Origin of the sequence: Aurantimonas sp. A2-1-M11, assembly GCF_036549475.1 — a bacterium.
GTDB lineage: Bacteria > Pseudomonadota > Alphaproteobacteria > Rhizobiales > Rhizobiaceae > Aurantimonas.
In genome coordinates this window covers 1-26,031 of record NZ_JAZHLI010000037.1, presented here as the reverse complement: position 1 = coordinate 26,031, position 26,031 = coordinate 1, and the positions used below count along the sequence as shown (strand labels likewise).

The following is a 26,031-nucleotide window of genomic DNA, read 5'->3' as shown; positions in this document are numbered from 1 at the left end:
GGCCCTTCGCGCCAAGGCACTTCCGGGAAACCGCTTGCCGGACGATGGGGCGCCGGTGCGGGTCCGAATGTGCAAGGAACATCCCATGAAAGCCATCGTCTGCGACGCATACGGGCCGATCGAGTCCCTCGCCTACAAGGACATCGACGAGCCGTCGCCCAAGGGCAGCGAGATCGTCATCGCAGCCGAAGCGGTCGGGGTGAACTATCCGGACGGCCTGCTCGTCCAGGGTCTTTATCAGGCCAAGCCCGACGTGCCCTTCGTTCCCGGCATGGAGAGCGCCGGCCGCATCGTGGCGGTCGGCCCCGACGTGAAGCGGCTGAAGGTCGGCGACCGGGTTGTCGCCTCCATGCAGCTCGGCGCCTATGCCGAGACGGTCGCGGTCGACGAGGCGGCAGCCATGCCCCTGCCCGAGGGCTTCGATGCCGCAATCGCCTGTGCCCTGGTCTGCGGCTACGGCACGGCGCATCACGCCTTGAAGCAGCGCGCCGCGCTGAAGCCCGGGGAGACGCTGCTCGTCCTGGGCGCCGCCGGCGCGACCGGCCTCGCCGCCATCCAGATCGGCAAGACCATGGGCGCCCGGGTGATCGCCGTCGCTTCGTCGGCCGAAAAGCAGGCGCTGGCGAAAGCCGAAGGCGCCGACGAGGCGATCGGCTACGATGACCTGCGGGGCGACATCAAGCGGCTGACGGACGGTGCCGGCGTCGACGTCGCCTTCGATCCCGTCGGCGGCGAGGCCTTCGATGCGCTGGCGCGGTCGATGGCGTGGAACGGACGGCTCCTCGTCATCGGCTTTGCCTCGGGCACCATCCCGAAGCTGCCGGTCAATCTCGCTCTGGTGAAGGGCTACAGCCTCGTCGGCGTGTTCTGGGGCGCCTTCACCCGCAAGGAGCCGGCGGCGTTTGCCGACAACATGCGCGAACTGATGGGCTGGGCCGTGGAAGGCAGCGTGCGTCCGCACGTCTCCGAGCGCGCAAAGCTCAGCGACGCTGCCGATGTCCTGCGCCGCATGCACGACCGCAAGACCACCGGCAAGATCGTCCTCGTCCCGTAGCGGTGCGACGCGGCGGCGAAACCGTCCGGCGACCTGCGCGTTGGCACAGCAGACCCCGATCACGGAGACCTCCATGTCCGCACTTCCCGACACGATGCAGGCGCTCGTCCTGAAGCATGACGGCTATTCCGGCACCGCGGAGGGTCCCACCATCGCGGACCTGAAGGACTGGGTGTCGCTGGAACGGATCGCCGTGCCGAAGCCGGACGGCCGGCAGGTGCTGGTGCGGATCGGCCTTGCCAACGTCAATCCGTCCGACCTCCACTACATCAAGGGCGAATACGGCCAGCCGCGGCGCAAGGGCGTGGCCGCCGGCTTCGAGGCGATGGGCGAAGTCGTGGCGGCCGGCGACGATCCGGCCGCGGCCCAGCTGGTCGGCCAGCGCGTCGCCGTCTCGATCGCGCGCAACGGCACCGGCGCCTGGGCCCAATACGCCCTGACGGACGCTGGCGCGGTCGTCCCGCTTGCCAGGGAGATGCGCGACGAGGACGCGGCGGCACTGATCGTCAATCCGCTCAGCGCCTGGGCGATGGTGCATCTGGCCCGCGAATATGGTGCCAATGCCTTCGTCATGACGGCCGGCGCCAGCCAGCTCTGCAAGCTGATGGCCTCGCTCGCCCGCGACATGGGCATGCACGCCATCGCCGTCGTGCGCCGCGAGGAGCATCGCGGCATGCTGGAAGGCCTGGGCGCCGGCACGGTGCTGAACACCGCCCGCGAGGATTTCGAGGACATGCTGCTGCAGGCGATGAAGCAGAACCAGCCGAAGATGCTGCTCGACGCCGTGGCCGACAATCATTCGGCGACGATCTTCTCGGCTATGCCGGCCGGCGCGCGCTGGGTGATCTACGGCAAGCTCTCGCAGGAGGCGCCCCGCTTGCCCTCCCTCGGCCAGATGGTCTTCATGAAGAAGGTGATCGAGGGCTTCTGGCTGACCGAATGGCTCGGCCGGGCGACGGCGGAGCAGCGGGTGCAGGCCTTCACCGAGGTGCAGAAACGCTTCATCAGCGGCGCCTGGAAGACCGATGTGGCACAGACGCTGTCCCTCGACGAGGCGCCGGACCGGCTGGCCGACGCGCTGGAGGGCATGAACCGCGGCAAGATCCTCCTGCGTCCGTAAGCCGGCTTCGGCGCCATTCCGCTCGCTGCACCGCGGCAGAATCTCGCCGCGCTTCGGTTCATGTCCGGCCGCAGCGGCCTATATGCTCCCGTCACCCGAGCATCCGCGCGCCTCGCAGGCGGCGGAAGACGATCGAGAGACCAGGTTCTGGAGGCGACATGTGCGGTATTTGCGGTGAAATCCGGTTCGACGGGGCGTCGGCTTCACCGGAGCGCATTTCCAGGATGTCTGCCTGCCTGGAACGCCGCGGACCGGACGGCTCGGGCCAGGTCGTGCGCGGCCGGGTGGGCCTCGGCCACCGCCGGCTGAAGATCATCGACCTGTCGGAAAAGGCCGAGCAGCCGATGGTCGACCCCGAGCTCGGCCTGACCATCGCCTTTAACGGCTGCATCTACAATTATCCCGAGTTGCGCCAGGAGCTGGAGGGCAAGGGCTACCGCTTCTTCTCCCATGGGGACACCGAAGTGATCCTCAAGGCGTATCACGCCTGGGGCCGCGACTGCGTGAAACGCTTCCACGGCATGTTCGCCTTCGCGCTGCACGAGCGCGAGACCGGCCGGGTGCTGCTCGCGCGCGACCGCTTCGGCATCAAGCCGCTCTATCTCTCGCAGACCGACAAGCGCCTGTATGTCGGCTCGTCGCTGCAGGCGATCCTGCGCACCGGCGACGTCGACACATCGATCGACCGCGAGGCGCTGCACCATTACATGACCTTCCATGCGGTCGTCCCGCCGCCGCTGACCATCGTCAAGGGCGTGCGCAAGCTGCCGCCGGCGACGACGCGGCTGATCGAGGCCGATGGACGCTTCACCGACGAGACGTTCTGGGCGCCGAATTTCGCCCCGCTGCCGGGCGACGAGAAGCTGTCCTCAGACGACTGGCGCGACCTCGTCATGGCATCGCTGAAGACCGCGGTCGCGCGCCGCATGGTGGCGGACGTGCCGGTCGGCGTCCTTCTGTCGGGGGGCGTCGATTCCTCGCTGATCGTCGGGCTGCTGGCCGAGGCGGGGCAGAAGAACCTCAACACCTTCTCCATCGGCTTCGAGGACGCCAATGGCGAGGTCGGCAACGAGTTCGAATTCTCCGACCTCATCGCCAACCATTACGGCACCGAGCATCACAAGATCTTCGTGCCCGGCTCGGAGCTTATGGAGCACCTGCCGGGCACCATCGCCGCCATGTCCGAGCCGATGGTCTCCTACGACAATGTCGGCTTCTACCTCCTGTCCCGCGAGGTCTCCAAGCACATCAAGGTGGTGCAGTCGGGCCAGGGCGCCGACGAGATCTTCGGCGGCTATCACTGGTATCCGCCGATGGTCGGCGCCAACGATCCCCTGGCCGCCTACAGCCGGGCGTTCTTCGACCGGTCCGACGAGACGCTGCGCCGGCAGGTCTCGCCCGAATGGCATGCCGACAGCGATGTCAGCCGCGAATTCGTCGAGCGCCATTTCGCCATGGCCGGCGCCACCAACCCGGTCGACAAGGCGCTGCGGGTCGATGCCCACATCATGCTGGTGGACGACCCGGTCAAGCGGGTCGACAACATGACCATGGCCTGGGGCCTGGAGGCCCGGGTGCCGTTCCTCGACCACGAGCTGGTCGAGCTCGCCGCGCGGGTGCCGGCCGAGGAAAAGCTCAAGCAGGACGGCAAGGGCGTCCTCAAGGAAGTCGCCCGGCAGGTCGTCCCGTCCGAGGTGATCGACCGCAAGAAGGGCTATTTCCCGGTGCCGCAGCTCAAATACATCTCCGGCCCCTATCTCGACATGGTGCAGGACACGCTGCGCTCCGACAGCGCCCGCTCGCGCGGCCTGTTCCGCGACGACTATCTCGACACGCTCTTCGCCGATCCGTCGGCCCACATCACGCCGTTGCGCGGCTCGGAACTGTGGCAGGTCGCGCTCCTCGAAATGTGGCTCCAGCAGCAGGAGCTGTGATCGCGCCATGGCCGACATGAAAGACAAGCAGCCGCACGGGGCCGAGCAGCACCGCCTGCGGCGGATGCATCGCGACGGCATGAAGCCGCCGATCGACCAGCCCCGCGGTGCGGCCCATCAGGCGGACGACAACGCCATCCTCGATTGCGGCTGGGGCCGGCTGGTCTTCGGCCAGACCTTCGACGACCCCAAGGAGCTCGTCAGCAGCCTGCGCGAGGAAGGCACGGCGCGGCGCGACATCGCCTTCTACGTGCGCGATCCGCATGTGCTGCTCAGCCATGCCCCGCAGGAGATCTTCCTCGATCCGTCCCATACATACCGGCTCGACCTGGCGACCTATCGCAGCGATCCGCGCCGGCCGCGCGGCTATTTCATCCGCCGCATGGCGTCCGAAGAGGACGCCAACGAGGTCAACCGCATCTACCAGAGCCGCGGCATGGTGCAGGTCCATCCGGGTTTCTTCTGGTCGAACCGGGACAATCGCGCCCTGACCTATTTCGTCGCCGAGGACGAGACGACCGGCGCGATCCTCGGCACGGTCACCGGGGTCGACAACCGCCGCGCCTTCGGCGATCCGGAAAACGGCTCGTCGCTGTGGTGCCTGGCGGTCGATCCGCAGGCCACCCATCCGGGCATCGGCGAAGCGCTGGTGCGCCACCTGGCCGAGCATTTCCAGGCCCGCGAATGCGCCTACATGGATCTGTCGGTGATGCACGACAACGAGAAGGCGATCGCCCTCTACGAGAAGCTCGGCTTCTACCGGGTCCCGTATTTCGCGGTGAAGCGCAAGAACGAGATCAACGAGAGGCTGTTCACCGGCTCCAGCGAAGACTACGACCAGCTCAATCCCTACGCCCGCATCATCGTCGACGAGGCCCGCCGGCGCGGCATCCATGCCGAAATCACCGACGCGCAGGGCGGCTTCTTCCGCCTGACCCAGGGCGGCCGCACGATCGTGTGCCGCGAAAGCCTGTCGGAGCTGACCACCGCCATCGCCATGTCGATCTGCGACGACAAGTCGGTGACCCGCCGCATGGTGGAGGCGGCCGGCGTCAAGGTGCCCGAGCAGATGGACGCCGATGTCGACGATGCGGCGATCGCCGCCTTCATCGAGGCCCATGGCAGCATCGTGGTGAAGCCGGCGCGCGGCGAGCAGGGGCGCGGCATCGCCGTGGGCATCGACAATCTGGAGGATGCCCGGACGGCGATCGCCGCCGCCCGCCAGCAATCGGACCGCGTGCTCCTGGAGGCCTGCTTCATCGGCGAGGACCTGCGCCTCATCGTCATCGACTACCGGCTCGTGGCGGCGGCGCTGCGCCGTCCGCCGCACGTCACCGGCGACGGGCGGTCGAGCATTCGCGCGCTGATCGAGCATCTGTCCCGGCGCCGCGCGGCGGCGACCGGCGGCGAAAGCCGCGTGCCCGACGACGCCGAGACCCGGCGCTGCGTGAAGAATGCCGGCTACGCCATGGACGACGTCCTGCCCAAGGACGAGCGGATCGCGGTCCGCAAGACCGCCAATCTGCACACCGGCGGCACCATCCACGACGTCACCGGCGAAGTGCACCCGACACTGGTCCAGGCCGCCGTGGCTGCGGCCCGCGCGATCGAGATCCCGGTGACCGGCATCGACCTGATGGTGAAGGATCCCCGGCGCCCGGACTACGTCTTCATCGAGGCCAACGAGCGCCCCGGCCTGGCCAATCACGAGCCGCAGCCGACGGCCGAGCGTTTCGTCGACCTCTTGTTTCCCCTGTCGATACCGTTTTCAGTGCGCGCAGCCAGGAATCAGCAGCAGAAATCACGGAAGGACGACTAGTGCCGCGGCTTGTCATCGATGCCCACTATCTGACGGATCAGCTCAAGGCGCTCCTGACCATCTCGAGTCCGACCGGCTACACGGACACGATCGTGCGCCACGTGGCCAAGGAACTGGAGCGGCTGGGTCTGACCCCGGAGCTGACCCGCCGGGGCGCGATTTCCGCCGTGCGGCAGGGCTCGCGCCGGGCCTCGGCCCGCGCCATCGTCAGCCATCTCGACACGCTGGGCGCCCAGGTGAAGCAGCTCAAGGACAATGGCCGGCTGGAGCTGGTGCCGATCGGCATGTGGTCGGCGCGCTTCGCCGAGGGTGCCCGCGCCACCCTGTTCACCGAGGCCGGCACCTATCGCGGCACCATCCTGCCGCTCAAGGCCTCCGGCCACACCTACAACATGGAAATCGACACCATGCCGGTGGGCTGGGACTATGTCGAAATGCGGGTCGACGCGCTGTCGCGCAACCGCGCGGAGCTCGACAAGCTGAAGATCGAGATCGGCGACACGGTGGCCATCGATCCGCAGCCGGAGTTCATGGAGAACGGCTTCATCGTTTCGCGCCACCTCGACAACAAGGCGGGCGTCGCGGTGATGCTGGCGGCGATCGAGGCGATGGAGCGCGAAGGCGTGTCGACGCCGGTCGACATCCACTGGCTGTTCACCATCGCCGAGGAGGTGGGCGTCGGCGCCGCCTCGATCCTGACCCCCGACGTCGCCTCGATGATCGCGGTGGACAACGGCACCTCGGCGCCCGGCCAGAACTCGTCGGAATTCGGCGTGACCATCGGCATGTCCGACCAGTCGGGCCCGTTCGACTACCATCTGACCAAGAAGCTGGTGCGGCTCTGCGTCGACGAGGACATCAGCTACCAGAAGGACATCTTCAAGTTCTACCGCTCGGATTCGGCGTCGGCGATCGAGGCCGGCCACGACGTGCGCACCGCGCTCATCACCTTCGGCGTCGACGCCTCCCACGGCTATGAGCGCATCCACATGCACGCGCTGCGCTCGCTGGCGGAGCTGATCACCGCCTATGCTACCTCGCCCGTCGAAATCGAGCGCGACCGCAACCAGCATGCCGGCATCAAGGGCTTCACCCGGCAGCCGGCGATTGAGGCCGAACAGGAACTGGCCGAGGATTCCTCGCCGGCGGAGTGACGGCGGCGGGCCTGCCAGGGGCGGCCCGTCGATCCCGCCCCCCATTCCGCAAGGCTTCGGCCTGCGCTAGCATGGCCCGACCGGCACCTCACGGGCCTGCCGGGACACGGGGAGGCAGGACGGCGTGACTTCGGACACAGGGATGGCGATCGCGATCGCCTGGGGGCTCGAACTGCTCGCTGTCGCGACGCGCCACCCGGTCATCGCCACCGCGGGCCTGATGCTGGCGCTTCTCTCGCTGATCCTGTCGCGCAGCATCATCCTGTTCGTCGCCGCGATCTTCCTTGCCATTGCCGCCGTCTACGGGACCGAGCCGGTGGACGATCCGCTGAAGCGCCACGTCTTCGCCTATGGCTGCTTCGCCACGATCCTGCTGGTCTCGCTGGTCGCGATGACCCTGCGGCTGCGCCTGCGCGACACGCGCGATCGCCTGCGGCATGCCGAAGCGAGCGAGGCGGAGCTTCGCCGGCTCTACGACGACGAGGTCCGCTGGCGACAGGCCGGCGGCGATTCCCGCGATAGCCTGGAGCCGGCAGGCACCGACCGGCCCGGCGCCTGAGCCGCGAGGCCCACCCGCGTCAGGAGCCGGCGGCCACCGGGCGGTTCGACGACATCAGCAGGGGACCGAGGCGCGGTTCGGCCGGGACCAGCCGCACCACCTTGAAGCCGCGCTCCTGAAGCGCCTGCAGGAACCCCGGCAGCATCGCGGCCGTCCGCGACTGGATGTCGTGGAACAGGACGATGCCGCGTCCGTGCTTTTCCAGGGTCAGCAGCGTGCGGTCGCGCACGATCGCGGGCACGTCGCGGAAATAATCCTTGGAATCGATGTCGACATCGATCGCCACCACGCCTTCCCCGGACAGGCGCTCGCGCAAGGGGCGGCTGTCGGCGAGATAGGGGAAGCGGAAGAACGGCGCCGGGCTCCGCCCGATCGGCGCCAGCGCCGCCGACACGCTGCGCTGGCCGCGGTGGATCTCGGCCATCGCCGCATCGGCGCTGAGCGTGCGCAGATTGGGATGGCGCTCGGTATGGGTGCCGATCGTATGGCCGTGCAGCGCCACGTCCTGGGCGATCGTCGGATAGGCGCGGGCCATCTGGCCGACCATCAGGAAGGTGGCGTCGACGCCGTATTCGTCGAGGGCGCGCAGGATCTGGTGCGTCTTGCCCGGGATCGGACCATCGTCGAAGGTGAGGACCACCTCCTTGGGTTGCAGGACGATGTCGGAGATGTGCCCGACCTCCAGCGTCCGCCCGTTCAGCGGCGAAGTGGAGACCGGTGCAAAGGACTGGAACAGCGGGAATGCCCCGTCTTCGGCATCGGCCGCGAAGCCCAGCGCCGAGACGGCCGGGAACGCCGTCGTCCCCTTGATCGCAAGGCTCGTCGCCTCGTTGTGGGCACAACCCGCCAGCAGGCAGGCCGCCAGCACGGCAACCCCGACATTGAAGAGTTTCATGACAGCGGTCCGGAGAGTTTCGACGCTCCGATCGTATGGCGCCATGGTTAACGCCCGGTTGCGCCCGTCTCCGCTTCGCAGGCTGTCGGCCGACCGCCTATGCGGGCCGGTTCATGCCGTCGCGGGGCTTGCGTCGTCCGGCCCGGCGGTGGCGTCGGTTCCGGCGATGCGGGCGCCGTGGGAGAAGATCTCGAATTCCTCGCCGCGCACCACCGCCACCAGCGTGATCCCCGCCGCCTTTGCCTCGCCGATGGCAAGTTCGGTGGGCGCCGAGGCCGCGGCCAGCAGGCCACAACCCATCACTGCCGCCTTCTGGATCAGTTCCACCGAGACCCGGCTGGTGATGGTCAGGAAGCCGGTGGCCGGATCGATCCCCGCCTCGGCCAGGTGCCCGGCCACCTTGTCCAGCGCATTGTGCCGGCCGACATCCTCGCGCAGGACCACCATGTCGCCGCCCGGCCGGTGAAACGCTGCGGCATGGACCGCCCGGGTCAGCCGCGTCAGTTCCTGCTGCCGCGCCATCGCGGCGACAGCCCCGGTCAGTTCGGCGGGGGTGACGGACAGCTGAGGCGCACCGACGGCCGGCAGGTCCCGGCCGGCCAGTTCCAGCGATTCCACGCCGCAAAGCCCGCAGCCGACCGGCCCGGTCATCTGCCGGCGCCGCGCGGTGTAGGTGGCGCCGCGTGCCTCGGACAGCCAGAGACGGCAATCGATGCCGAGGTCGCCGTCGGCGATCTCGATCCGCTCGATCTCCCCGCGATGGGCGACGATCCGCTCGTTCAGGGCGAGGCCTATGCCCAGTTCGCGGATATCGGCCGGTGTCGCCATCATCACCGCATGGGTCGAGCCATCGACCGAGATGGCGACGGCGGTTTCGGCGGGCACCTGGCGGGTTCCGGCAGTAAAGACGCCGCCACGATAGGCAAGGCTCGCAACGCCGGTCGACGGGGTCCGGTTCATGCCTGCTCCTGTTCGCCATGAGGGCCGCGGAGGGGTGCGGGCGACGGCCCGCCGCCAGATCGAGTGAAGTGGGGCAGGCAAGGGCCGGCGCAAGCGGCTCGTCCGCGCGGCGACGGGTCAGGCTTCGTCCGGCAGGCGGCTTTCCTCCCAGAACGCCGTGAGGATCGGCGGCCGGGGATCGCGGCGGGCGGTGACCAGACCGATGCGATAGCTGATCTCGGCGCCCGATATCGGGATCGCCACCATCGGCTCGGCCAGGCCCAGCGTGTCGGCCGAGCGGCAGGGCATGATCGTCGCCAGATCGGCGGCCCGCACCTGTGCCAGGAGTGCGATCATCGAGTTCGATTCCATCACCGTGCGGAACGGCCGGCCGTCGGGACTCAGATGGCGGTTGAGGATCTGGCGGTTCTGCATGCCGCCCGACAGGAGGCAGAGCGGCAGCGATGCGGCCTCCTCCCAGGTGACGGACGCGCGATCCGACAGGCGGCTGCCGCGCGTCGTCACGACGCAGTAGCGCTCGACATAGAGCGGCCGCGTATCCAGCCGGCGCAGGCGGTCGTCGTCGAGATAGGTCAGGGCGACATCGATCTCGAAATTCTCGACGCCCTGCACGATCTCGGTGGAGGTGTGCGACGTCACCTCGAAGGAGACATTGCCGTATCGCTCCAGGAACGGCGTCGTCAGCCCCGCCACCACGGGCAGCGCCGTCGGCACCGCGCCGATGCGCAGATGGCCCGACAGCCCGGTCCGCACCATGCGGATTTCCTCGTGCATGGTCCGCAGATCGTCGGAGATCCGCCGCGCCCAGACCAGCACGCGCTCGCCCTCCCCGGTCATGCCCTGGAAGCGCGAGCCGCGGTTGACCAGCGTGACGCCGAGCCGTTCTTCCAGCTGGCGGATACCCGCCGACAGGGTCGGCTGGGTGATGCCGAGCTTTTCGGCGGCACGGCCGAAATGCTTCTCGCCGGCCAGCATGATGAGATATTCGAGCTTGTCGATCATGGTGGCACCCTATCAATCGTCGGGCGTGGCTCCTACATCCAACGCCGTCGCGCCGCCGCTGTCCCCAGCCGAGCGGCCTCCTTGCCGATGCCCGCGACGGACATGCCCATGATTCCCCCCGACGACCTCTCCGGGAGCTGACCGGAGCGTTCGGGCCAGCCGCATTGATCGCCGGCCGCCCCGCGCCTAAAGCATCGACGGGAGTGAACGCGACGGAGCCGCGGCCGGCAGGCCGGCCGGCGAAGCATCGCGGGGACGACGACGGCATGCCGAGGCGCATGACCCGCAAGCGGAGCGGACGAACAGCATGACGGACCAGGACACGAAGCTCGACAGCATCGAATCGGCCATCGCGGCGATCGCGGAGGGCGAGCTCGTCGTCGTCGTCGACGATACCGACCGGGAGAACGAGGGCGACCTGATCATGGCGGCGTCCAGGGCGACGCCGGAAAAGATGGCCTTCATGATCCGCCACACCAGCGGCATCATCTGCGTGCCGATGACGGCGGACCGCGCCGACCGGCTGAACCTGCCGCCGATGGTGGCCAACAACCTCGACCCGATGCGGACCGCCTTCACGGTCTCGGTCGACTACAAGGTCGGCATGACCACCGGCATTTCGGCCGAGGAGCGCACCAACACGGTGCGGGCGCTGGCCAACGACAATTGCTCGGGCTCCGACTTCCTGAAGCCGGGGCACATCTTCCCGCTGATCGCCCGCGACGGCGGCGTGCTCACCCGTTCGGGCCATACCGAGGCCGGCACCGATCTCGCCCGGCTTGCCGGGCTGGAGCCCGCCGGCGTCCTCGCCGAGATCGTCAATGACGACGGCACGGTCAAGCGGCTGCCGGAACTCCTCGTCTTCGCCCGTGAGCATGGCCTCAAGATCATCTCCATCGAGGACCTGATCTCCTACCGCATCCGGCGGGAATCCTTCGTGACCTGCGTGCGCGAGGAGCCGATGAAGGTCGGCGGCGTGGACGCCATGCTGCGGATCTACGAGACGCCCTTCGACCAGATGCAGCATGTCGTCGCGGTCTTCGGCGACGTGCGGGCCGGCGAGAAGGTGCCGACCCGCATCCACCGGGAGCAGCCGGTGCTCGATCTGTTCGGCCGGACGCGGGAGACCAAGACCTGGGTGGAGATTGCCGTGGACCGCCTGAAGAGCCACGGCTCCGGCGTCCTGATGCTGCTGCGCACCCCCAATGTCGACGATTTCGAGGCCGGCGCGACGGTGGCCGACCATGCCGACGGCGAACGCCACGGCAGCGCGCTGAAGCGGCAGCAGCGCTGGCGCGAGATCGGCGTCGGGGCCCAGATCCTGCGCGATCTCGGCGTACGGTCGATTTCCGTCGTGGCGACCCATGAACGCGCCTATGTCGGACTCACCGGCTTCGGCATCGAGGTCGCGGGCACCATTCTCGTCGAGGACTGAGACGAGGAGACGGCGTCAGCCCCCGCACTGAGCCGCCGGAACGCGGTCGCCCATACCCGGCATGCTGCACTGCTTCCCCAAAGGAAGTTACATTTTTTTGCGCCGCATCATGGTGCGAATCCGTACTTTCCGGGGAAAGCGTTTCATAAATGAACATGACCTGTTCCAATATGATACAATTCGCGCGTCGAGGGAAAACTTCCCTTAAGTCATGAATATCCTGTTGATATTCGTCATATATGATTCTGACCTTCCGTTGCGCTACATCAAACAACGGAAGCGTTTTTTCCATGCGCAAGGTCCTGTTTAGCATTTCCGCAGTCGCTGCAGTGCTGGCGTTTTCGGTGAAAGCCGACGACAAGACCTACAAGCGGCACATCTCCGAGAGCAACGAGAAGGCATATTGTGTCGAGTACGTGCCTTCCACTTACCTCTACAACACCCGTGGCAAGAAGGTCGTCGGCGAGAGCCGGTCATGGGTCGGCGAGTTCGCCGACGGCGCCACGATCGTCAAGCGCCGCAATCCCGCCGTTTACAAGACGACGCGGAAGCTGGTCGAGCAGGATCACTACACCCTCGTCGAAGGCCCCTGCTGACATCCTTCGAAGGGGGAGCGAGCCATCGCGATCGCTCCCCCTTCACCCATTTCCGGAAGGAGCGGACGCAGATGACCCTCATCGCCGGCTTCACGGCAGCCATGGTTCTGGCCGCCGGCCTGACCATTCCCTTCGGGGAAAAGTCGCCCCCCGTCCCCGCGCCGGCGTCCCTGCCGGAATACGGCCTCGCCTTCGAATTCGTGGAAGACGAGCGCGGCTATACGCTGAACGCCCTCGTCCAGGATCGCGCCACCCAGATCGTGGAGAGCACGACGATCAACCGGTGCGAGGCGATCGACATCGACGGCTTCTCGGAAGGCCTGTTCGGCAGTCCCGTGCGATGCGACGGCGTGAACTACGTCTTCGACACCCAGGGCACGGCGATCGTCGTCGAAGCCTCCGATGCCCGGCCGGCGCGCAAGGTGAAGGTGCTGGCGCCGGGCAATGCCATCCTGAACGGCATTCCGCTGCTCATGGAAGCAGGTCGCTAGCGATCGGGAAGGCCATGCCGGCCAGCGCGTCGGGCCGGCGATAGCGGATCTCGCCGTCGATCGTGTCCGCCTGCGGCAGCCGGTTCTCCGGCATCTCGGCGGCAGGCGCCGCACCGATCGGCGTGACCATCAACTGAGCGTCCCAGAACCGGGCCAGATCGTCCTGCGTCACCACCCCGTCGTCGCTGGCAAAGGCGATGGCCAGGCTGTCGGTGCCGACGATCGTCCGCCGCCAGGGCGTGGGACCGGCGTCGTCGGGCCTGTGCCATCGCGATGCCCCGCCATCGTCGAACGCCGCCGCGCCCGCCGCGCCATCGTCCGGTTCGTCGCCCGCCGCATCGGCGTCCGCGTCCTGCGGCACCAGAAAGCCTTCATAGGACAAGGCGGCGATGACATAGGGCGGCACGTAATAGGCCGCGTTCGTTTCGGTGATCGGGCGGATGACCAGCTGCGGGCCGGTCTCGCAGGCTTCGGCCGTCGGACCGCCGCCGGGATCGAGCGTGACGTAGCAACGCGTCGGGATGCTGGTGCATCCCGCGAACAGTGCTGTCATCAGGGCGATTGGCAGAATCGGTCGCATCGGGTGTCCCTCGCTGCGAACTTTCCGCGTTTATGGTTAGCAGGCGATTAACGCCGGCCGGCGCCGCGCCGCCTCAGCGGGCGAGCCCGTGCGCGGCGACGGTGGTGCGGATGGCCTCGATGAACAGCCGCAAGGCGGGTGACGGATCACCCTCGCCGCGCATGGTCAGGCCGACCGGGCCCACCGTCCCGGACATGTCGACCGGCAGTTCGGCGAGCATGCCGTCGGCCACGTCCAGCGCCACCACTCCCGACGAGATGAACCACACGGCGTCGGTCTTGCGGACATAGGCGCGGCCGAAGCTGTCGGCGACGGTCTCGATGCGGTCGCGGCGCCGGGTGAGGCCGTGGGCAATGAAATAGCGCTCGGCGATGCTCCGGATCGCCGCATCCGCATCGGGAAAGATCAGCGGATAGTCGGCGATCAGGCCGGGATCGGCGCTGGCCAGCAGCGGGTGGCCGGGCCGCACCACGAGGCTGACGCGTTCGGAATAGAGCTGGGCGAAGCTGAAGCCGGTCATCGCCTCGGGCTGGCCGAGCCGGCCGATCACCAGGTCCAGCGCACCGGCACCAAGCTGCGACAGGAGATAGGCATTGGGGCCGGAGACGATGGTCAGGCCGGCCTCCGGCGCGACCCGCGCCATCTCGATCGCCGCGTCCGGCACGATCCGCGCCGCCACGCTCGGCAGCGCCCCGACGGCCAGGCGCAGCTGGGATGCGGCCAGCGTCTCGGCGACGCCGTCGATGCCCTGGCTGAGGGCGGCCAGGCTCGCCGAGGCATAGGAATGGAACATCCGTCCCACCGGCGTCAGCGCCGCGCCGCCGCGTCCGCGGCTGACGAGGCGCGCGCCCAGGATAGCCTCGAGTTCGGACAGGGTCTTGGAGACCGCCGGCTGCGACACGTTCAGCCGCGCCGCCGCCTTGCCGATGCTGGCGGAGCGGGCAATCTCGACGAAGGTCTTCAGATGCCTCAGGCGGATCCGCGGGTCGATATCCATGGCCTCTGGGTTATGCGAACAGCGCAGAAAATCATTTTACATGAGTTTTCCGGCGATCGATACTGGGCGTGCCAGGCTGACGGCGACCGGGAGGAACCATGCAGCAGGAACCCAGCGACCGCTACAGGACCGGCATGGCGGTGCGTCGTGCCGTGCTGGGCGATGCCCATGTCGACCGCGCCCAGGCCCAGAGCGACGGCTTCGATGCCGCCTTCCAGGCGTTCATCACCGAGGGCGCCTGGGGCACGGTGTGGTCGCGGCCGCATTTTTCCCATCGCGAGCGCTCCATCGTCACCATCGCGCTCCTGGCCGCCCTCGGCCAGGACGACGAGGTCGCCATGCATGTGCGCGCCACCGCCAATACCGGCGCGACCCGCGAGGACGTCCTGGAAGCGCTGCTGCATGTCGCCGTCTATGCCGGCGTGCCGGCCGCCAACCACGCCATCAAGATCGCCAGGTCGGTCTATGCCGAGATCGACCGGGCGGCCGAGGCAGGCCCGGCATGAGCGGCGGCGGCTCCTTCTTCCAGCGCGACCGCGACTGGCACCCGGCGGCCTTCACCCCCGGCTACAAGACCAGCGTGCCCCGCTCGCCCCGGAAGGCCCCCATCTCGCTCGACAACACGATCTCCGAGATGACCGGGCCGGTCTTCGGCCACGATCTGATCGGCGAACTGGACAACGATCTGCTGCGCAATTTCGCCCATGACGGCGATCCGATCGGCCAGCGCATCATCGTCCATGGCCGGGTGCTCGACGAAAACGGCCGCGGCGTGCCGGGCGCGCTCCTGGAGTTCTGGCAAGCCAATGCCGGCGGGCGCTACCGCCACAGGAAGGAAACCTATCTGGCGGCGCTGGACCCGAATTTCGGCGGCTGCGGGCGTACCCTCACCGATGTCGACGGCAGCTACCGCCTGCGTACCGTCAAGCCGGGCGCCTATCCTTGGCCGAACGGCGTCAACGACTGGCGGCCGGCCCATATCCATTTTTCCGTGTTCGGCCTCGGCTTCGCCCAGCGGCTGATCACCCAGATGTATTTCGAGGGCGACCCGCTGATCTGGCGCTGCCCGATCGTGGCGACCATTCCCGACCGGGCCGCGGTCGAACGGCTGATCGCCCCCCTCGACATGAACAACGCCGTACCGATGGACAGCCGCGCCTATCGCTTCGACATCGTCCTGCGCGGTCGCCGGTCGACCCTGTTCGAGAACCGGACGGAGGGAAACTGAATGGCGCAGCCCCTCGACTACCTGAAGGAATCGCCGTCCCAGACCGCCGGCCCCTATGTCCATATCGGCTGCACGCCGAATTTTTGCGGCATCGAGGGCGTGTTCCCCGAGGACCTCGGCGCCCGCATGGTCGACGACGAGACGAAGGGCGAGCGCATCAGCATCGTCGGCCGGGTCTTCGACGGCGTCGGCACCGCGCTGAAGGACGCCATGGTGGAGATCTGGCAGGCCGATGCGGCGGGGCTGTATCCCGGCCCGTCCGAGACGCGCGGCGCGGCCGACCCGCATTTTTCCGGCTTCGGCCGCTCGCCCGGCGACATGAATACCGGCGAGTTCGTCTTCCGGACCATCAAGCCCGGCCCGGTGCCGTTCAAGGACGGCCGACCCCAGGCCCCGCACGTGACGGTCTGGATCGTGGCGCGCGGCATCAATCTCGGCCTGCACACCCGCATGTATTTCGCCGACGAGGCGGCGGCCAACGAGGCCGACCCGATCCTTTCGCGGATCGAGCACCGCTCGCGGGTCCCCACCCTGATCGCGCCCCGCACCATGGAGGACGGCGTTCCGACCTACCGGTTCGACATCCACCTGCAGGGCGAGAACGAGACGATCTTCTTCGACATCTGACGGCTGCACGGAGTTTCATGGCACAGTTCACGACACTGAAAGACGCCGTTGCCGCCAATCTGAATCCCGGCGACACGGCAGCCTTCGAAGGCTTCACCCATCTCATCCCCCATGCGGCGGCCCACGAGGTGATCCGCCAGGGGATCGGCGAGCTCACGCTGGTGCGGCTGACGCCGGACCTGATCTACGACCAGCTCGTGGGCTGCGGGCTGGTGAAGAAGATGATCTTCTCCTATCTGGGCAATCCCGGCGTCGGGCTGCTGCGGCGCGTCCGCGACGCGGTGGAGAACGGCGTGCCCCGGCCGCTGGAACTCGACGAACACTCCCACGCGGCGCTCGCCAACGCCTACGAGGCCGGCGCCTCCGGCCTGCCGCTGGCGGTGTTCCGCGGCTACAAGGGCGCCGGGCTGAAGGCGGTCAACCCGAACATCCGCGCGATCACCTGCCCGTTCACCGGCGAGGAACTGGCCGCCGTCCCGGCGATCCGGCCCGACGTGACTTTCATCCATGCCCAGAAGGCCGACCGCAAGGGCAACGTCCTGATCGAGGGCATTCTCGGCGTCCAGAAGGAAGCGGTGCTGGCGGCCAGGCGCGCCGTCATAACCGTGGAGGAAATGGTCGACGATTTCGACGATGCCCATCCCAACCTGACCATCCTGCCGCACTGGACGATCAGCGCGATCGCCGTGGTGCCGGGCGGGGCCCATCCCTCCTATGCCCGCGGCTATTACGGCCGCGACAACGCGGCCTACGTGGAATGGGACGAGATCGCCGCCGACATGGACCGCTTCAGGGCCTGGATCGAGACCCATGTGATGCAGGCCGGGCCGGAGGATTTCGCCGGCCGCGTCGCCGCGGTGAAGGGAAAGATGTGATGGCGAGCCAGGATTTCACGCCCGACGAGATGATGACCATCGCCGCGGCGCGGGCGCTGTCGAACGAGGATGTCTGCTTCGTGGGCATCGGCGCGCCCTCGGCTGCCTGCAACGTCGCCCGGCTGACCCATGCGCCGGACATCACCCTGATTTACGAGAGCGGCACCATCGCCACCGCGCCCAGCGTCCTGCCGCTGTCGATCGGCGACGGCGAACTCTGCGAGACGGCGCTGACCACCGTCTCGGTGCCGGAGATGTTCCGCTACTGGCTGCAGGGCGGCCGGATCTCCATCGGGTTCCTCGGCGCCGCGCAGCTCGATCCCTTCGGCAACATCAACACCACAATCATCGGCGACTACGCCCATCCGAAGACCCGGTTGCCGGGCGGCGGCGGCGCGCCCGAGATCGCGTCCTCCTGCGGCGAGGTGTTCATCACCATGAAGCAGTCGAAGCGCGGCATGGTGAAGGCGATCGACTTCTTCACCTCCTTCGGCCACGGCAAGGGCGGCTCGGACCGCCAGGACCTCGGCATCACCACGAAGGGGCCGACGCTGCTCGTCACGGACATGGCGGTCTGGCGGCCAAACCCGGTGAGCAAGGAATTCGAGGTCGCGTCCATCCATCCGGGCGCCTCGCGCGAGGCGATCGCGGCGAGCTGCGGCTGGGACGTGGTCTATGCGTCTGATGTCGGCGAGACCCCGCCCCCCAGCGAGCTGGAACTCTCCACCCTGCGCGAGATCAAGGCCCGCACCGCGGCGGCGCACCGGCGGAGCGCGGCGTGACGACGACCCGCACCCGCATCGCCATCGTCGGCGGCGGGCCGGCGGGGCTGCTGCTCGCGCTGATCCTCCATCGGGCTGGCATCGAGAGCGTCGTCCTGGAGCGCAAGAGCCGGGAGTATGTCCTGTCGCGGATCCGCGCCGGCGTGCTCGAGCAGGGCACGGCGGACCTGTTGCGGACCGTGGGCGTCGGCGGGCGCATGGACCGCGAGGGCCTCGTCCATGACGGCTTCGACATCGCCTGGCGCGGCGAAACGCTGCATCTGGACGTCCGAGGCCTGACCGGTGGCCGGACGGTCATGGTCTACGGCCAGACCGAGGTCACCCACGACCTCTACGACGCGCTGGAGGAGGCCGGCGTGCCGGTCGTCCACGAGGCCGAGGACGTCACGCCCCAGGACATCACCGGCAACGCCCCCTTCGTGACCTACCGGACGGCCGCGGGCGAGCAGCGGCTGGAATGCGACTACATCGCCGGCTGCGACGGCTTCCACGGCATCTGCCGCCAGACGATCCCGTCGGCCAGCATCGAGACCTTCGAGCGGGTCTATCCCTTCGCCTGGCTCGGCGTCCTGACCCGCACGCCGCCGATCCAGGACGAGCTCATCTACGCCAATCACAGCCGCGGCTTCGCCCTCTGCTCGCTGCGCAATCCGCAGCTCTCGCGCTACTACATCCAGTGCGACGCGAACGACGACGTCGCCAACTGGCCGGACGCGCGCTTCTTCGACGAACTGCAGGCGCGGCTGCCGCCCGCGGTCGCCGGCAATCTCGTGCGCGGCGCATCCATCGAGAAGTCGCTGGCGCCCCTGCGTTCCTTCGTCGCCGAGCCGATGCGCTACGGGCGCATGTTCCTGGCCGGCGATGCCGCCCATATCGTGCCGCCGACCGGCGCCAAGGGCCTGAACCTGGCGGTCTCCGACATCCATTACCTGTCGCAGGCGCTGATCGCCCATTATCAGGACAAGGACGACGGGCTGCTCGACACCTATTCCGAGACCGCCCTTGCCCGGGTGTGGAAGGCCGAGCGTTTCTCCTGGTGGTTCACCTCGATGATCCACCGCTTCGAGGAGCACGGCGCCTTCTCCCAGCGCATCCAGGAAGCGGAGTTCGACTATCTGACCGATTCCGTCGCGGCGCAGACGTCGCTCGCCGAAAACTATGTGGGGCTGCCCTACTGACCGGGCCGCAGGCTGCTCAGCCCTGGCGCACCTGCATGATCTGGCGCTGGCGCTCGCGCAGGGCAGCGGCCTTCTCGTCAGTCAGGCGGTCGATGCAATGGGCGCAGGAGACGCCTTCCTCGAAGGCCGGGCTCGCGCGCTCGTCCGCCGACAGCGGCTGGCCGCAGCCATAGCAGGCCGCCCAGTCGGTGGCCGCCAGCCCGTGCCCCACGGCCACCCGGCTGTCGAAGACATAGCAGTCGCCCTGCCAACGGCTGTCGGCCTGCGGCACGTCCTCCAGATATTGCAGGATGCCGCCCTTGAGATGGAAGACGCTCTCGAAGCCCTTCGACAGCATGTAGGCCGAGGCCTTCTCGCAGCGGATGCCGCCGGTGCAGAACATCGCCACCTTGCGATGCTCGGCCGGGTCGAGGGCCGTATCCACATAGGCCTTGAAGTCGATGAAGCTGTCGATCGCCGGGTCCACCGCCCCGGCAAAGCCGCCGACCTTGGTCTCGTAGCGGTTGCGCGTGTCCAGGACGAGAACCTGCGGATCGTCGATCAGGGCGTTCCAGTCGCGCGGCGAAACATAGGCGCCGACGCGCTGCGACGGGTCGGCCTCGGGCGCCCGCAGGGTGATGATCTCCGGCCGGATGCGCACCTTGGCGCGGGCGAAGGGCCAGTCGTAGGCGGTCGAATATTTCAGCTCGCCCTGCCGGATGCCGCAGGACCGGTCGAGCTGATCGACCATGGTCGCCACGCCGGCCTGCGGGCCCGCCAGCGTGCCGTTGATCCCCTCGGGCGCGATCAGGATGGTGCCCCGCGTGCGGGTCTGCGCGCACAGGGCGGCCAACGCGGCCTTCAGCGCGGGAAGGTCGTGCAGCGCGACGAAGCGATAGAAGGTGGCGACGGTCAGGAGCATGGCGCGTCATAGCGCCGGGCGGCGCGCGTGACAAATCCTTCGGCGCCCCGGGCCGGCGCTCCACCATCCGTTGAAAACCGGCCCGTCAGGCGTGACGCCGCGCACCGGGATGCTAAGAGAGGGAGACTGTTTCGCCGCCCCAATCGCCTGCGGAGTGTCCCAGCGTTGATCGACCGTCTCATCGGTGTCGTCCTGATCGTCACGGGCCTCGCCATCCTCCTGCGCGAATGGGTCGGCAGCCAGGCCGCGGGCCTGGTGGCGGCTTGCGGCATCCTCGTCTTCCTCGTTCTGGCCACGCCGCGCGCGCGCTGGTCGCGCCAAGCCTTCGTCGCCCTCGGCCTCGGCCTGGTCGCCATCGCCTTCGTCACCCGCGACGACTGGCTCGCCATCACCGTGACGGGGCTCGAACAGGGCGGCTTCATCGCGGCCTTCTTCATCGCGCTCGCCTCGCTGCGCAATCCCGCCTCCGCCTCGCCGGCGATCGAGACATGCGGCCAGTATCTCGCCAGCCAGCCCCCCGGCAAACGCTATCTCGCGCTCACTACCGGCGGCCATCTCTTTGCGCTGATCCTCAGCTATGGCGCGATCTCGCTGCTCGGCGGGCTGACCGAGAGCATCGCCAGCCGCGAGCAGAACGCCGAGATCCGCGAGATCCGCAACCGGCGCATGCTGCTGGCCATCCAGCGCGGCTTCGTCGCCTCGCTCACCTGGTCGCCGCTCGCCTTCGCCATGGCGATCTCCACCTCGGTCGTTCCCGGCTCCTCCTGGAGCGGCGCGGCGGTGTTCGCGATCTTCAACGCCGTCCTCCTCACCTTCATCGGCTGGTCGCTCGACACGCTCTACAAGCCCAGGCTCAGCCAGCCGTCTCCGGCACGCCGCAAGCCGATCGGCAGCTGGCGCGACCTGAAGCCGCTCCTGACGCTGCTCGCGCTCCTGTTCTCGGGCGTGGCGGTGATCGAACTCTTCACCGGCCTGCGGGTCATCGCCGTCGTCATGCTGCTGGTCCCGAGCATCTCCATCGGCTGGATCGTCATCCAGTCGCGCCGGCCGGAGGCGATGACCGCGCGCACCGCCGGGCGCCTGAAGACGCTGGCCCTGCGGGACATCCCGTCCTTCCAGTCCGAGCTGATCCTCCTGGTCATGGCCGGAATCATCGGTGCCACCGGCGGCGCGCTGCTGCAGCCGCTGATCGCCGGCCAGGCGACGGCGCTGAACGCCATCCCGGCCTCGGCAATCCTCGTCGCCATCGTGTGGATCATCCCGCTGCTCGGGCAGATCGGCATGAACCCGATCCTGTCGGTCTCGCTGCTTGCGCCGCTGCTGCCGTCGGCCGCGTCGATGGGCGTGTCGCCGAATGTCGTGGTGGTCGCCCTCACCGCCGGCTGGGCGCTCACCGGCGCTTCCTCTCCCTTCACCGCCACGACGCTGCTGATCGGCCGCCTCGGCCATACCAGCGCACTCAGGGTCGGGCTGGTCTGGAACGGCGCCTTCATGGTGGCCGGGCTGCTGGCGCTGTCGGCGACGGTGTTCCTGGTGGCGCAGCTCTGACGTCAGCGCGCGCGCCCGCTGCACAAAGGCCTGCGGCGTTCACGAAGCCTTAACCCTTCGGCCATCCGGATTCCGCGACTCGATTCGGCGACGATTTGTTCCCGTCGTGTTCTTGTTTCATTCCGATTTCCATGCTTACCTGACGTCGCTTTCCGGCGTCGCGGATGCCGCCGGGTTCATCACGAGGGGTGATGGGATGGTATCGCGGGTCAAGACCGTGGCGTTTCAGGGCATCGAGGCGATCCCCGTCGACGTGCAGGTGATGGTGGCGCCCGGCAAGGTCGGCATCCAGATCGTCGGCCTGCCCGACAAGGCGGTGGCCGAGAGCCGCGAGCGCGTCCAGGCGGCGCTGCACGCATCCGGCCTGTCGATGCCGCCCAAGAAGGTCACGGTCAATCTCGCCCCGGCCGACCTGCCCAAGGAGGGGAGCCATTACGACCTGCCGATCGCGCTCGGACTGATGGCGGCGCTCGGCGCCATCCCGTCCGATGCCCTCGCCGGTTACGTGGTGCTGGGCGAACTCTCCCTCGACGGCATGACCACCGCCGTCGCCGGCGCCCTGCCGGCGGCCATGGGCGCCAACGCCATCGGCCTCGGGCTGATCTGCCCGGCCGAGAGCGGCGCGGAGGCCGCCTGGGCCAGCCGCGACATGGACATCGTGGCCGCCCGCAGCCTGATCCAGATCGCCAATCATTTCCGCGGCACGCAGATCATCGCCCGGCCGGAACCGGCGGTCCGGGCCGCGCCGACCGACCTGCCCGACCTGGCCGAGATCAAGGGCCAGATCGTCGCCAAGCGGGCACTGGAGATCGCCGCGGCCGGTGGCCACAACCTCCTGATGTTGTGATACATTAATATTGGCTGGAGGCGGCGGCTTCCGACCCTTCCGAGACGTCCGGACTTGCCGGATGTCTCCCCGGAAGCAGACATTGGGGAAGTGGTGCTGGCAATCCTCAGATACCGCTCCTCCGGGACTGGGCGAGCCGGTGAAGCGCGAGGACGCCGCCTTATGCCGAGTGGCTGCGCGACCGGCACGCGTCGGGAACAGCCCTCGCCTCCATTTGCAAAGGCGCGTTCCTGCTTGGGGAAACGGGCCTCCTGTCGGGACGAACCGTCACGACCCATTGGACCTACGAGGAAGAGTTCCACGCTCGGTTCCCGGAGACCTCCGTCGATGTCGACCGTCTGCTGATCGATGACGGCGAAATCCTCACCGCGGGCGGCGTGATGGCCTGGACAGACCTCGCCCTGCGTCTCGTGGACCGCTTTCTGGGTGCGGCGGCCATGCTCGATACGGCGCGCGCCTTCCTGATCGATCCTCCCGGCCGCGAGCAGAGCTACTACAGCGCCTTCTCGCCGCGGCTGAAGCATGGCGACGCGCCTATCCTGAAGGTCCAGCGCTGGTTGGAGGAGACGGATGGGCGGAGCTTCGACCTTGCGGGTCTCGTCGAGCAGTCGGGGCTGGAAGAGCGCACGTTCCTCAGGCGTTTTCAGAAGGCGACGGGCCTGACCACGACGGACTATGCGCAACGCTTGCGCGTTGGCCACGCCCGGGAGTTGCTCCAGCAGGGAGAACTCATGGGTGATCAGGTGGCCTGGGAGGTTGGCTACACCGATCCCGGTGCTTTCCGGAAGGTGTTCGCCAGGATCGTAGGCCTGACGCCCGCTGAGTATCGCAGGCGTTTCCGGACGAGAGCATAACCGGGAAACAAGTCATCTCGAATCTCGGCTTACGATTGGTCGAATGCCGTGATGATCGGGCAAGGCCCGGACGACCCAGCCCCGCACTCCCGCGCCAGGCGCGAGAGTGCATCCCGCGCTGCCACCATTTCCGCGATCCTGGCGTTCAGCGCCCTTACGCGCTCGGCGGCAAGCTGGCGGGCGCGTGCTCGATCGTCGGTGGCGTCGAGGGCGAGCAGCTCGGCGATCTCCTCCAGCGTGAATCCCGCCGCCTGGGCGGTACGGATGAACCGCAGCCTGTGTACGTCCCTTTCGCCATAGCGCCGAACGCTCCCGCCGTGTCCGCCTGTCTCGGGTCGCTCGGGCGTCTCCAGCAGCCCGCGCCGCTGGTAGTACCGGACCGTTTCGACACCGACCCCGCCTTCGCGCGCCAGCCCCGCAATCATCAGTTCTCGCATCGCTTGACTCCGTACCATGGTACGGACCCTATATGGGATGCAGCCTCACGACCAACAGATAAGAGAGCTGCTCCCATGTCATCCACGTCCGAACCCCGCCGCGCCACGCTCTACCGCATGGTCATGGACACTCACGTCTGCCCCTACGGGCTGAAAGCCAAGGATCTCTTGCGACGGCAAGGCTACGCCGTTGAGGACAAATGGCTGACTTCTCGCGAGGCGACCGACGCCTTCAAGGCAGAGCATGGCGTGAAGACGACTCCGCAGACCTTCATCGACGGCGAGCGGATCGGCGGCTACGACGACGTGCGTCGCCATTTCGGGAAGGCGGTCGCCGATCCGAACGCCACCAGCTACAAGCCCGTCATCGCGCTGTTCTCGATGACCGCCCTGATGGCGCTCGCGGCGAGCTACGCCGTCTACGGCACCCCCCTCACGCTGCGTGCCGCCGAGTGGTTCATTGCCTTCAGCATGGTCGTGCTGGCGCTCCTGAAGCTCCAGAACGTCGAGAGCTTCGCCACCATGTTCCTGAACTATGACCTGCTGGCGAAGCGATGGGTGCCCTACTCCTATATCTATCCCTTCGCCGAGGGGTTGGCTGGCGTTCTGATGATCGCCGGCGCGCTGAACTGGCTCTCCATTCCGGTCGCACTGCTCATCGGCACGGTGGGGGCGGTGTCCGTGTTCAAGGCCGTCTACATCGACAAGCGCGAGCTGAAATGCGCCTGCGTCGGCGGGTCGAGCAACGTCCCACTCGGCTTCGTCTCGCTCACCGAGAACTTGATGATGGTCGCCATGGCGGTCTGGATGGCCGTCGCGGCGTCGGGCGTGTGGGCCGGTGCGACCCACGTGATGTAATGAGGCAGACGTGGCGTCCAAAGCATCAGTGGTGCCTAAAGCGTCCATCGGCAACTCGGACGATTTGTCGAGTATCCCGCAACAGTATTATAGGGGGGCGCGATGCTCCCCTACCTCGTTCAGATCCAGACCCAACTCCACGCCAGCTTGGCCGACTACCTGAGAGTTTTCGCCGAGAGCCGGGACTGGTTCTCGCTCGCGTCCGTCCTCCCAATGGGGATCCTGTTCGGGGCGATCCACGCGATGACGCCCGGCCACAGCAAGACGGTCCTCCCCGCCTATCTGGCGGGATCGCCCATAGGATGGCTACGCAGCCTCGGCGTCACCTTGGCGCTGGCGTTCACGCACANCCACAGCAAGACGGTCCTCCCCGCCTATCTGGCGGGATCGCCCATAGGATGGCTACGCAGCCTCGGCGTCACCTTGGCGCTGGCGTTCACGCACATGTTGACCGCGGTCGCCATCGCCTGGCTGTCGCTTCCCCTGGTGAAGTTCGCTTTCGGGCGCGATGCCGGGCAGGCCCCTCTCCTGATGAACGTCAGCCGCGGGATCCTCGTCGCCGTCGGCCTCTGGATGCTGTGGCGTGCCGCACGGGGGCCGCGTGGACACGTGCGCGGCGGAGCCTGGGTCGGGATGGCGGCTGGACTGATCCCTTGCCCGCTGACCCTCTTCGCCATGACCTTCGCGGTGACCCGAGGTGTTCCGGAAGAGGGGATCGCCTTTGCCTTCGCGATGATGATCGGCGTCGCGTTCACCCTTTCCGTCGTCGCGCTCGCGACGGTCTTCCTACGAGAGCGGGCGGCCGCGATCCTCGGTGGCGCAGGTTGGGTGGCGGCGGGTCGGGGAATCGAGGCGGCTGCCGGGGTGTTCCTCATCGTCATCGCGATGGCCGAACTGTCTCGACCGTGACCGGCGGCCTTCACGGTTCGCTCCCACCCATAGCCATCGCACCGCCCGCGACGACGAGGTAGCGCCCGAGCTTGCCGATTCCGAAGAGGAGCGTGAACTGCACGATCGGGACACGCAGCGTCCCGGCGATCACGGTCAGCGCGTCGCCGACGACCGGCGTCCAGGCGAACAGGAGCGATCCCTCGATCTGCCGTGGGGATACCGGGAACCAGCGATGGTCGCAATAGTGCAAGAGAAAGCGGCCGCAAGCCCAGTTCGTGACGGAGCCGAGGGTGTTGCCGACAGTTGCGGTGGCGATGACGAACAATGGCTCGCCCGTCCCGCGGACGAGCAGCACCTCGGAGGCACCCGGCAGGATGCTGGCGGCCAGAAAGGCCGACCAGAACACCCC

The 26,031-nt window shown here is 67.9% G+C and carries 26 protein-coding genes and 2 pseudogenes; 20 read left to right on the top strand and 8 right to left on the bottom strand.

Annotation, left to right across the window (positions count from 1 at the left end; all coding sequences use genetic code 11):
* Positions 1 to 85: 85 nt before the first annotated feature.
* From VQ042_RS16135 to VQ042_RS16110, 6 genes are all read left to right on the top strand, one after another.
* Positions 86 to 1,054 (top strand): NADPH:quinone oxidoreductase family protein, encoded by a 969-nt coding sequence (locus VQ042_RS16135; RefSeq protein WP_331821098.1) that lies wholly within the window; start codon positions 86 to 88, stop codon positions 1,052 to 1,054.
* A 73-nt stretch (positions 1,055 to 1,127) separates the two neighbouring features.
* Positions 1,128 to 2,174 (top strand): alcohol dehydrogenase catalytic domain-containing protein, encoded by a 1,047-nt coding sequence (locus VQ042_RS16130; protein WP_331821096.1) that lies wholly within the window; start codon positions 1,128 to 1,130, stop codon positions 2,172 to 2,174.
* Between the two features lie 158 nt (positions 2,175 to 2,332).
* Positions 2,333 to 4,108 (top strand): N-acetylglutaminylglutamine amidotransferase, encoded by a 1,776-nt coding sequence (locus VQ042_RS16125; RefSeq protein ID WP_331821094.1) that lies wholly within the window; start codon positions 2,333 to 2,335, stop codon positions 4,106 to 4,108.
* A gap of 7 nt (positions 4,109 to 4,115) precedes the next feature.
* Positions 4,116 to 5,927 (top strand): N-acetylglutaminylglutamine synthetase, encoded by a 1,812-nt coding sequence (gene ngg, locus VQ042_RS16120; protein ID WP_331821091.1) that lies wholly within the window; start codon positions 4,116 to 4,118, stop codon positions 5,925 to 5,927.
* Entirely contained in the window at positions 5,927 to 7,081 is a 1,155-nt protein-coding gene (locus VQ042_RS16115) for an osmoprotectant NAGGN system M42 family peptidase (RefSeq protein ID WP_331821089.1), read from the top strand. Before ngg ends, VQ042_RS16115 begins: the two co-directional genes overlap by 1 nt.
* Before the next feature lie 142 nt (positions 7,082 to 7,223).
* Entirely contained in the window at positions 7,224 to 7,640 is a 417-nt protein-coding gene (locus VQ042_RS16110) for a hypothetical protein (RefSeq protein WP_331821087.1), read from the top strand.
* Positions 7,641 to 7,659: 19 nt separating this feature from the next.
* On the opposite strand, the gene VQ042_RS16105 is transcribed toward VQ042_RS16110, so the two are convergent.
* From VQ042_RS16105 to VQ042_RS16095, 3 genes are all read right to left on the bottom strand, one after another.
* A complete protein-coding gene (locus VQ042_RS16105; RefSeq protein WP_331821085.1) occupies positions 7,660 to 8,535 on the bottom strand; it encodes a polysaccharide deacetylase family protein in 876 nt (291 codons plus the stop codon).
* A 111-nt stretch (positions 8,536 to 8,646) separates the two neighbouring features.
* Complete coding sequence (gene fdhD / locus VQ042_RS16100) at positions 8,647 to 9,495, bottom strand: formate dehydrogenase accessory sulfurtransferase FdhD (protein WP_331821083.1); 849 nt, start codon at positions 9,493 to 9,495, stop codon at positions 8,647 to 8,649.
* A gap of 117 nt (positions 9,496 to 9,612) precedes the next feature.
* Positions 9,613 to 10,497, bottom strand: coding sequence for a LysR family transcriptional regulator (locus VQ042_RS16095; protein WP_331821081.1), 885 nt, complete (start codon positions 10,495 to 10,497; stop codon positions 9,613 to 9,615).
* A 307-nt stretch (positions 10,498 to 10,804) separates the two neighbouring features.
* On the opposite strand from VQ042_RS16095, the gene ribB reads away from it, so the two are divergent.
* From ribB to VQ042_RS16080, 3 genes are all read left to right on the top strand, one after another.
* Complete coding sequence (gene ribB / locus VQ042_RS16090) at positions 10,805 to 11,932, top strand: 3,4-dihydroxy-2-butanone-4-phosphate synthase (protein WP_331821079.1); 1,128 nt, start codon at positions 10,805 to 10,807, stop codon at positions 11,930 to 11,932.
* A gap of 290 nt (positions 11,933 to 12,222) precedes the next feature.
* Positions 12,223 to 12,528, top strand: a complete 306-nt coding sequence (locus tag VQ042_RS16085; protein WP_331821077.1) for a hypothetical protein — start codon at positions 12,223 to 12,225, stop codon at positions 12,526 to 12,528.
* 71 nt (positions 12,529 to 12,599) lie between these two features.
* Positions 12,600 to 13,019, top strand: coding sequence for a hypothetical protein (locus VQ042_RS16080; protein WP_331821075.1), 420 nt, complete (start codon positions 12,600 to 12,602; stop codon positions 13,017 to 13,019).
* Here the strand turns inward: VQ042_RS16080 and VQ042_RS16075 are convergent.
* Both VQ042_RS16075 and pcaQ read right to left on the bottom strand, forming a co-directional pair.
* Positions 13,000 to 13,599, bottom strand: a complete 600-nt coding sequence (locus VQ042_RS16075) for a hypothetical protein (RefSeq protein ID WP_331821073.1) — start codon at positions 13,597 to 13,599, stop codon at positions 13,000 to 13,002. The genes VQ042_RS16080 and VQ042_RS16075 overlap by 20 nt on opposite strands.
* A gap of 73 nt (positions 13,600 to 13,672) precedes the next feature.
* Complete coding sequence (gene pcaQ / locus VQ042_RS16070; protein ID WP_331821071.1) at positions 13,673 to 14,596, bottom strand: pca operon transcription factor PcaQ; 924 nt, start codon at positions 14,594 to 14,596, stop codon at positions 13,673 to 13,675.
* Positions 14,597 to 14,694: 98 nt separating this feature from the next.
* Here pcaQ and pcaC point away from each other — a divergent pair, with 98 nt between their 5' ends.
* Genes pcaC through pobA form a run of 6 tightly spaced genes read left to right on the top strand, consistent with a single transcriptional unit; the run spans position 14,695 to position 19,286 of the window.
* The gene (gene pcaC, locus VQ042_RS16065) at positions 14,695 to 15,102 is read left to right on the top strand and encodes a 4-carboxymuconolactone decarboxylase (protein WP_331821069.1); all 408 of its coding nucleotides are present in this window, start codon (positions 14,695 to 14,697) and stop codon (positions 15,100 to 15,102) included.
* Complete coding sequence (gene pcaH / locus VQ042_RS16060; protein ID WP_331821067.1) at positions 15,099 to 15,824, top strand: protocatechuate 3,4-dioxygenase subunit beta; 726 nt, start codon at positions 15,099 to 15,101, stop codon at positions 15,822 to 15,824. The genes pcaC and pcaH overlap by 4 nt, the downstream gene beginning before the upstream one ends.
* Positions 15,825 to 16,451, top strand: a complete 627-nt coding sequence (pcaG, locus tag VQ042_RS16055; protein WP_331821065.1) for a protocatechuate 3,4-dioxygenase subunit alpha — start codon at positions 15,825 to 15,827, stop codon at positions 16,449 to 16,451.
* A 17-nt stretch (positions 16,452 to 16,468) separates the two neighbouring features.
* On the top strand, positions 16,469 to 17,326 hold the full coding sequence (locus VQ042_RS16050; RefSeq protein WP_331821063.1) for a CoA transferase subunit A: 858 nt from the start codon (positions 16,469 to 16,471) through the stop codon (positions 17,324 to 17,326).
* A complete protein-coding gene (locus VQ042_RS16045) occupies positions 17,326 to 18,108 on the top strand; it encodes a CoA-transferase subunit beta (protein ID WP_331821061.1) in 783 nt (260 codons plus the stop codon). The genes VQ042_RS16050 and VQ042_RS16045 overlap by 1 nt, the downstream gene beginning before the upstream one ends.
* Positions 18,105 to 19,286 (top strand): 4-hydroxybenzoate 3-monooxygenase, encoded by a 1,182-nt coding sequence (pobA, locus tag VQ042_RS16040; protein WP_331821059.1) that lies wholly within the window; start codon positions 18,105 to 18,107, stop codon positions 19,284 to 19,286. The genes VQ042_RS16045 and pobA overlap by 4 nt, the downstream gene beginning before the upstream one ends.
* A 16-nt stretch (positions 19,287 to 19,302) precedes the next feature.
* Here pobA and trhO read toward each other — a convergent pair whose 3' ends face one another.
* Positions 19,303 to 20,187: an oxygen-dependent tRNA uridine(34) hydroxylase TrhO gene (gene trhO / locus VQ042_RS16035; protein WP_331821057.1), complete on the bottom strand. Its 885-nt coding sequence runs from the start codon at positions 20,185 to 20,187 to the stop codon at positions 19,303 to 19,305.
* 165 nt (positions 20,188 to 20,352) lie between these two features.
* Here trhO and VQ042_RS16030 point away from each other — a divergent pair, with 165 nt between their 5' ends.
* The 4 genes and pseudogenes from VQ042_RS16030 (at position 20,353) to VQ042_RS16015 (ending at position 23,436) form a co-directional block, all read left to right on the top strand.
* Positions 20,353 to 21,735 carry a hypothetical protein gene (locus VQ042_RS16030; protein ID WP_331821055.1) on the top strand — a complete coding sequence of 461 codons (1,383 nt, stop codon included), beginning with the start codon at positions 20,353 to 20,355 and terminating at the stop codon, positions 21,733 to 21,735.
* A 196-nt stretch (positions 21,736 to 21,931) separates the two neighbouring features.
* Positions 21,932 to 22,579 (top strand): annotated as a pseudogene (locus VQ042_RS16025) (magnesium chelatase domain-containing protein); the annotation flags it as partial.
* A gap of 176 nt (positions 22,580 to 22,755) precedes the next feature.
* Positions 22,756 to 22,938 (top strand): annotated as a pseudogene (locus tag VQ042_RS16020) (DJ-1/PfpI family protein); the annotation flags it as partial.
* Between the two features lie 24 nt (positions 22,939 to 22,962).
* The gene (locus VQ042_RS16015; RefSeq protein WP_331821053.1) at positions 22,963 to 23,436 is read left to right on the top strand and encodes a GlxA family transcriptional regulator; all 474 of its coding nucleotides are present in this window, start codon (positions 22,963 to 22,965) and stop codon (positions 23,434 to 23,436) included.
* Positions 23,437 to 23,465: 29 nt separating this feature from the next.
* Here VQ042_RS16015 and VQ042_RS16010 read toward each other — a convergent pair whose 3' ends face one another.
* Entirely contained in the window at positions 23,466 to 23,891 is a 426-nt protein-coding gene (locus tag VQ042_RS16010) for a MerR family DNA-binding protein (protein WP_331821051.1), read from the bottom strand.
* A 57-nt stretch (positions 23,892 to 23,948) separates the two neighbouring features.
* Between VQ042_RS16010 and VQ042_RS16005 the strand changes: the two genes are divergently transcribed.
* The gene (locus VQ042_RS16005) at positions 23,949 to 24,731 is read left to right on the top strand and encodes a glutaredoxin (protein ID WP_331821049.1); all 783 of its coding nucleotides are present in this window, start codon (positions 23,949 to 23,951) and stop codon (positions 24,729 to 24,731) included.
* A 919-nt stretch (positions 24,732 to 25,650) separates the two neighbouring features.
* Here VQ042_RS16005 and VQ042_RS15995 read toward each other — a convergent pair.
* Positions 25,651 to 26,031: YqaA family protein (locus VQ042_RS15995; protein ID WP_331821045.1), on the bottom strand; the 381-nt coding region annotated here is incomplete at its 5' end.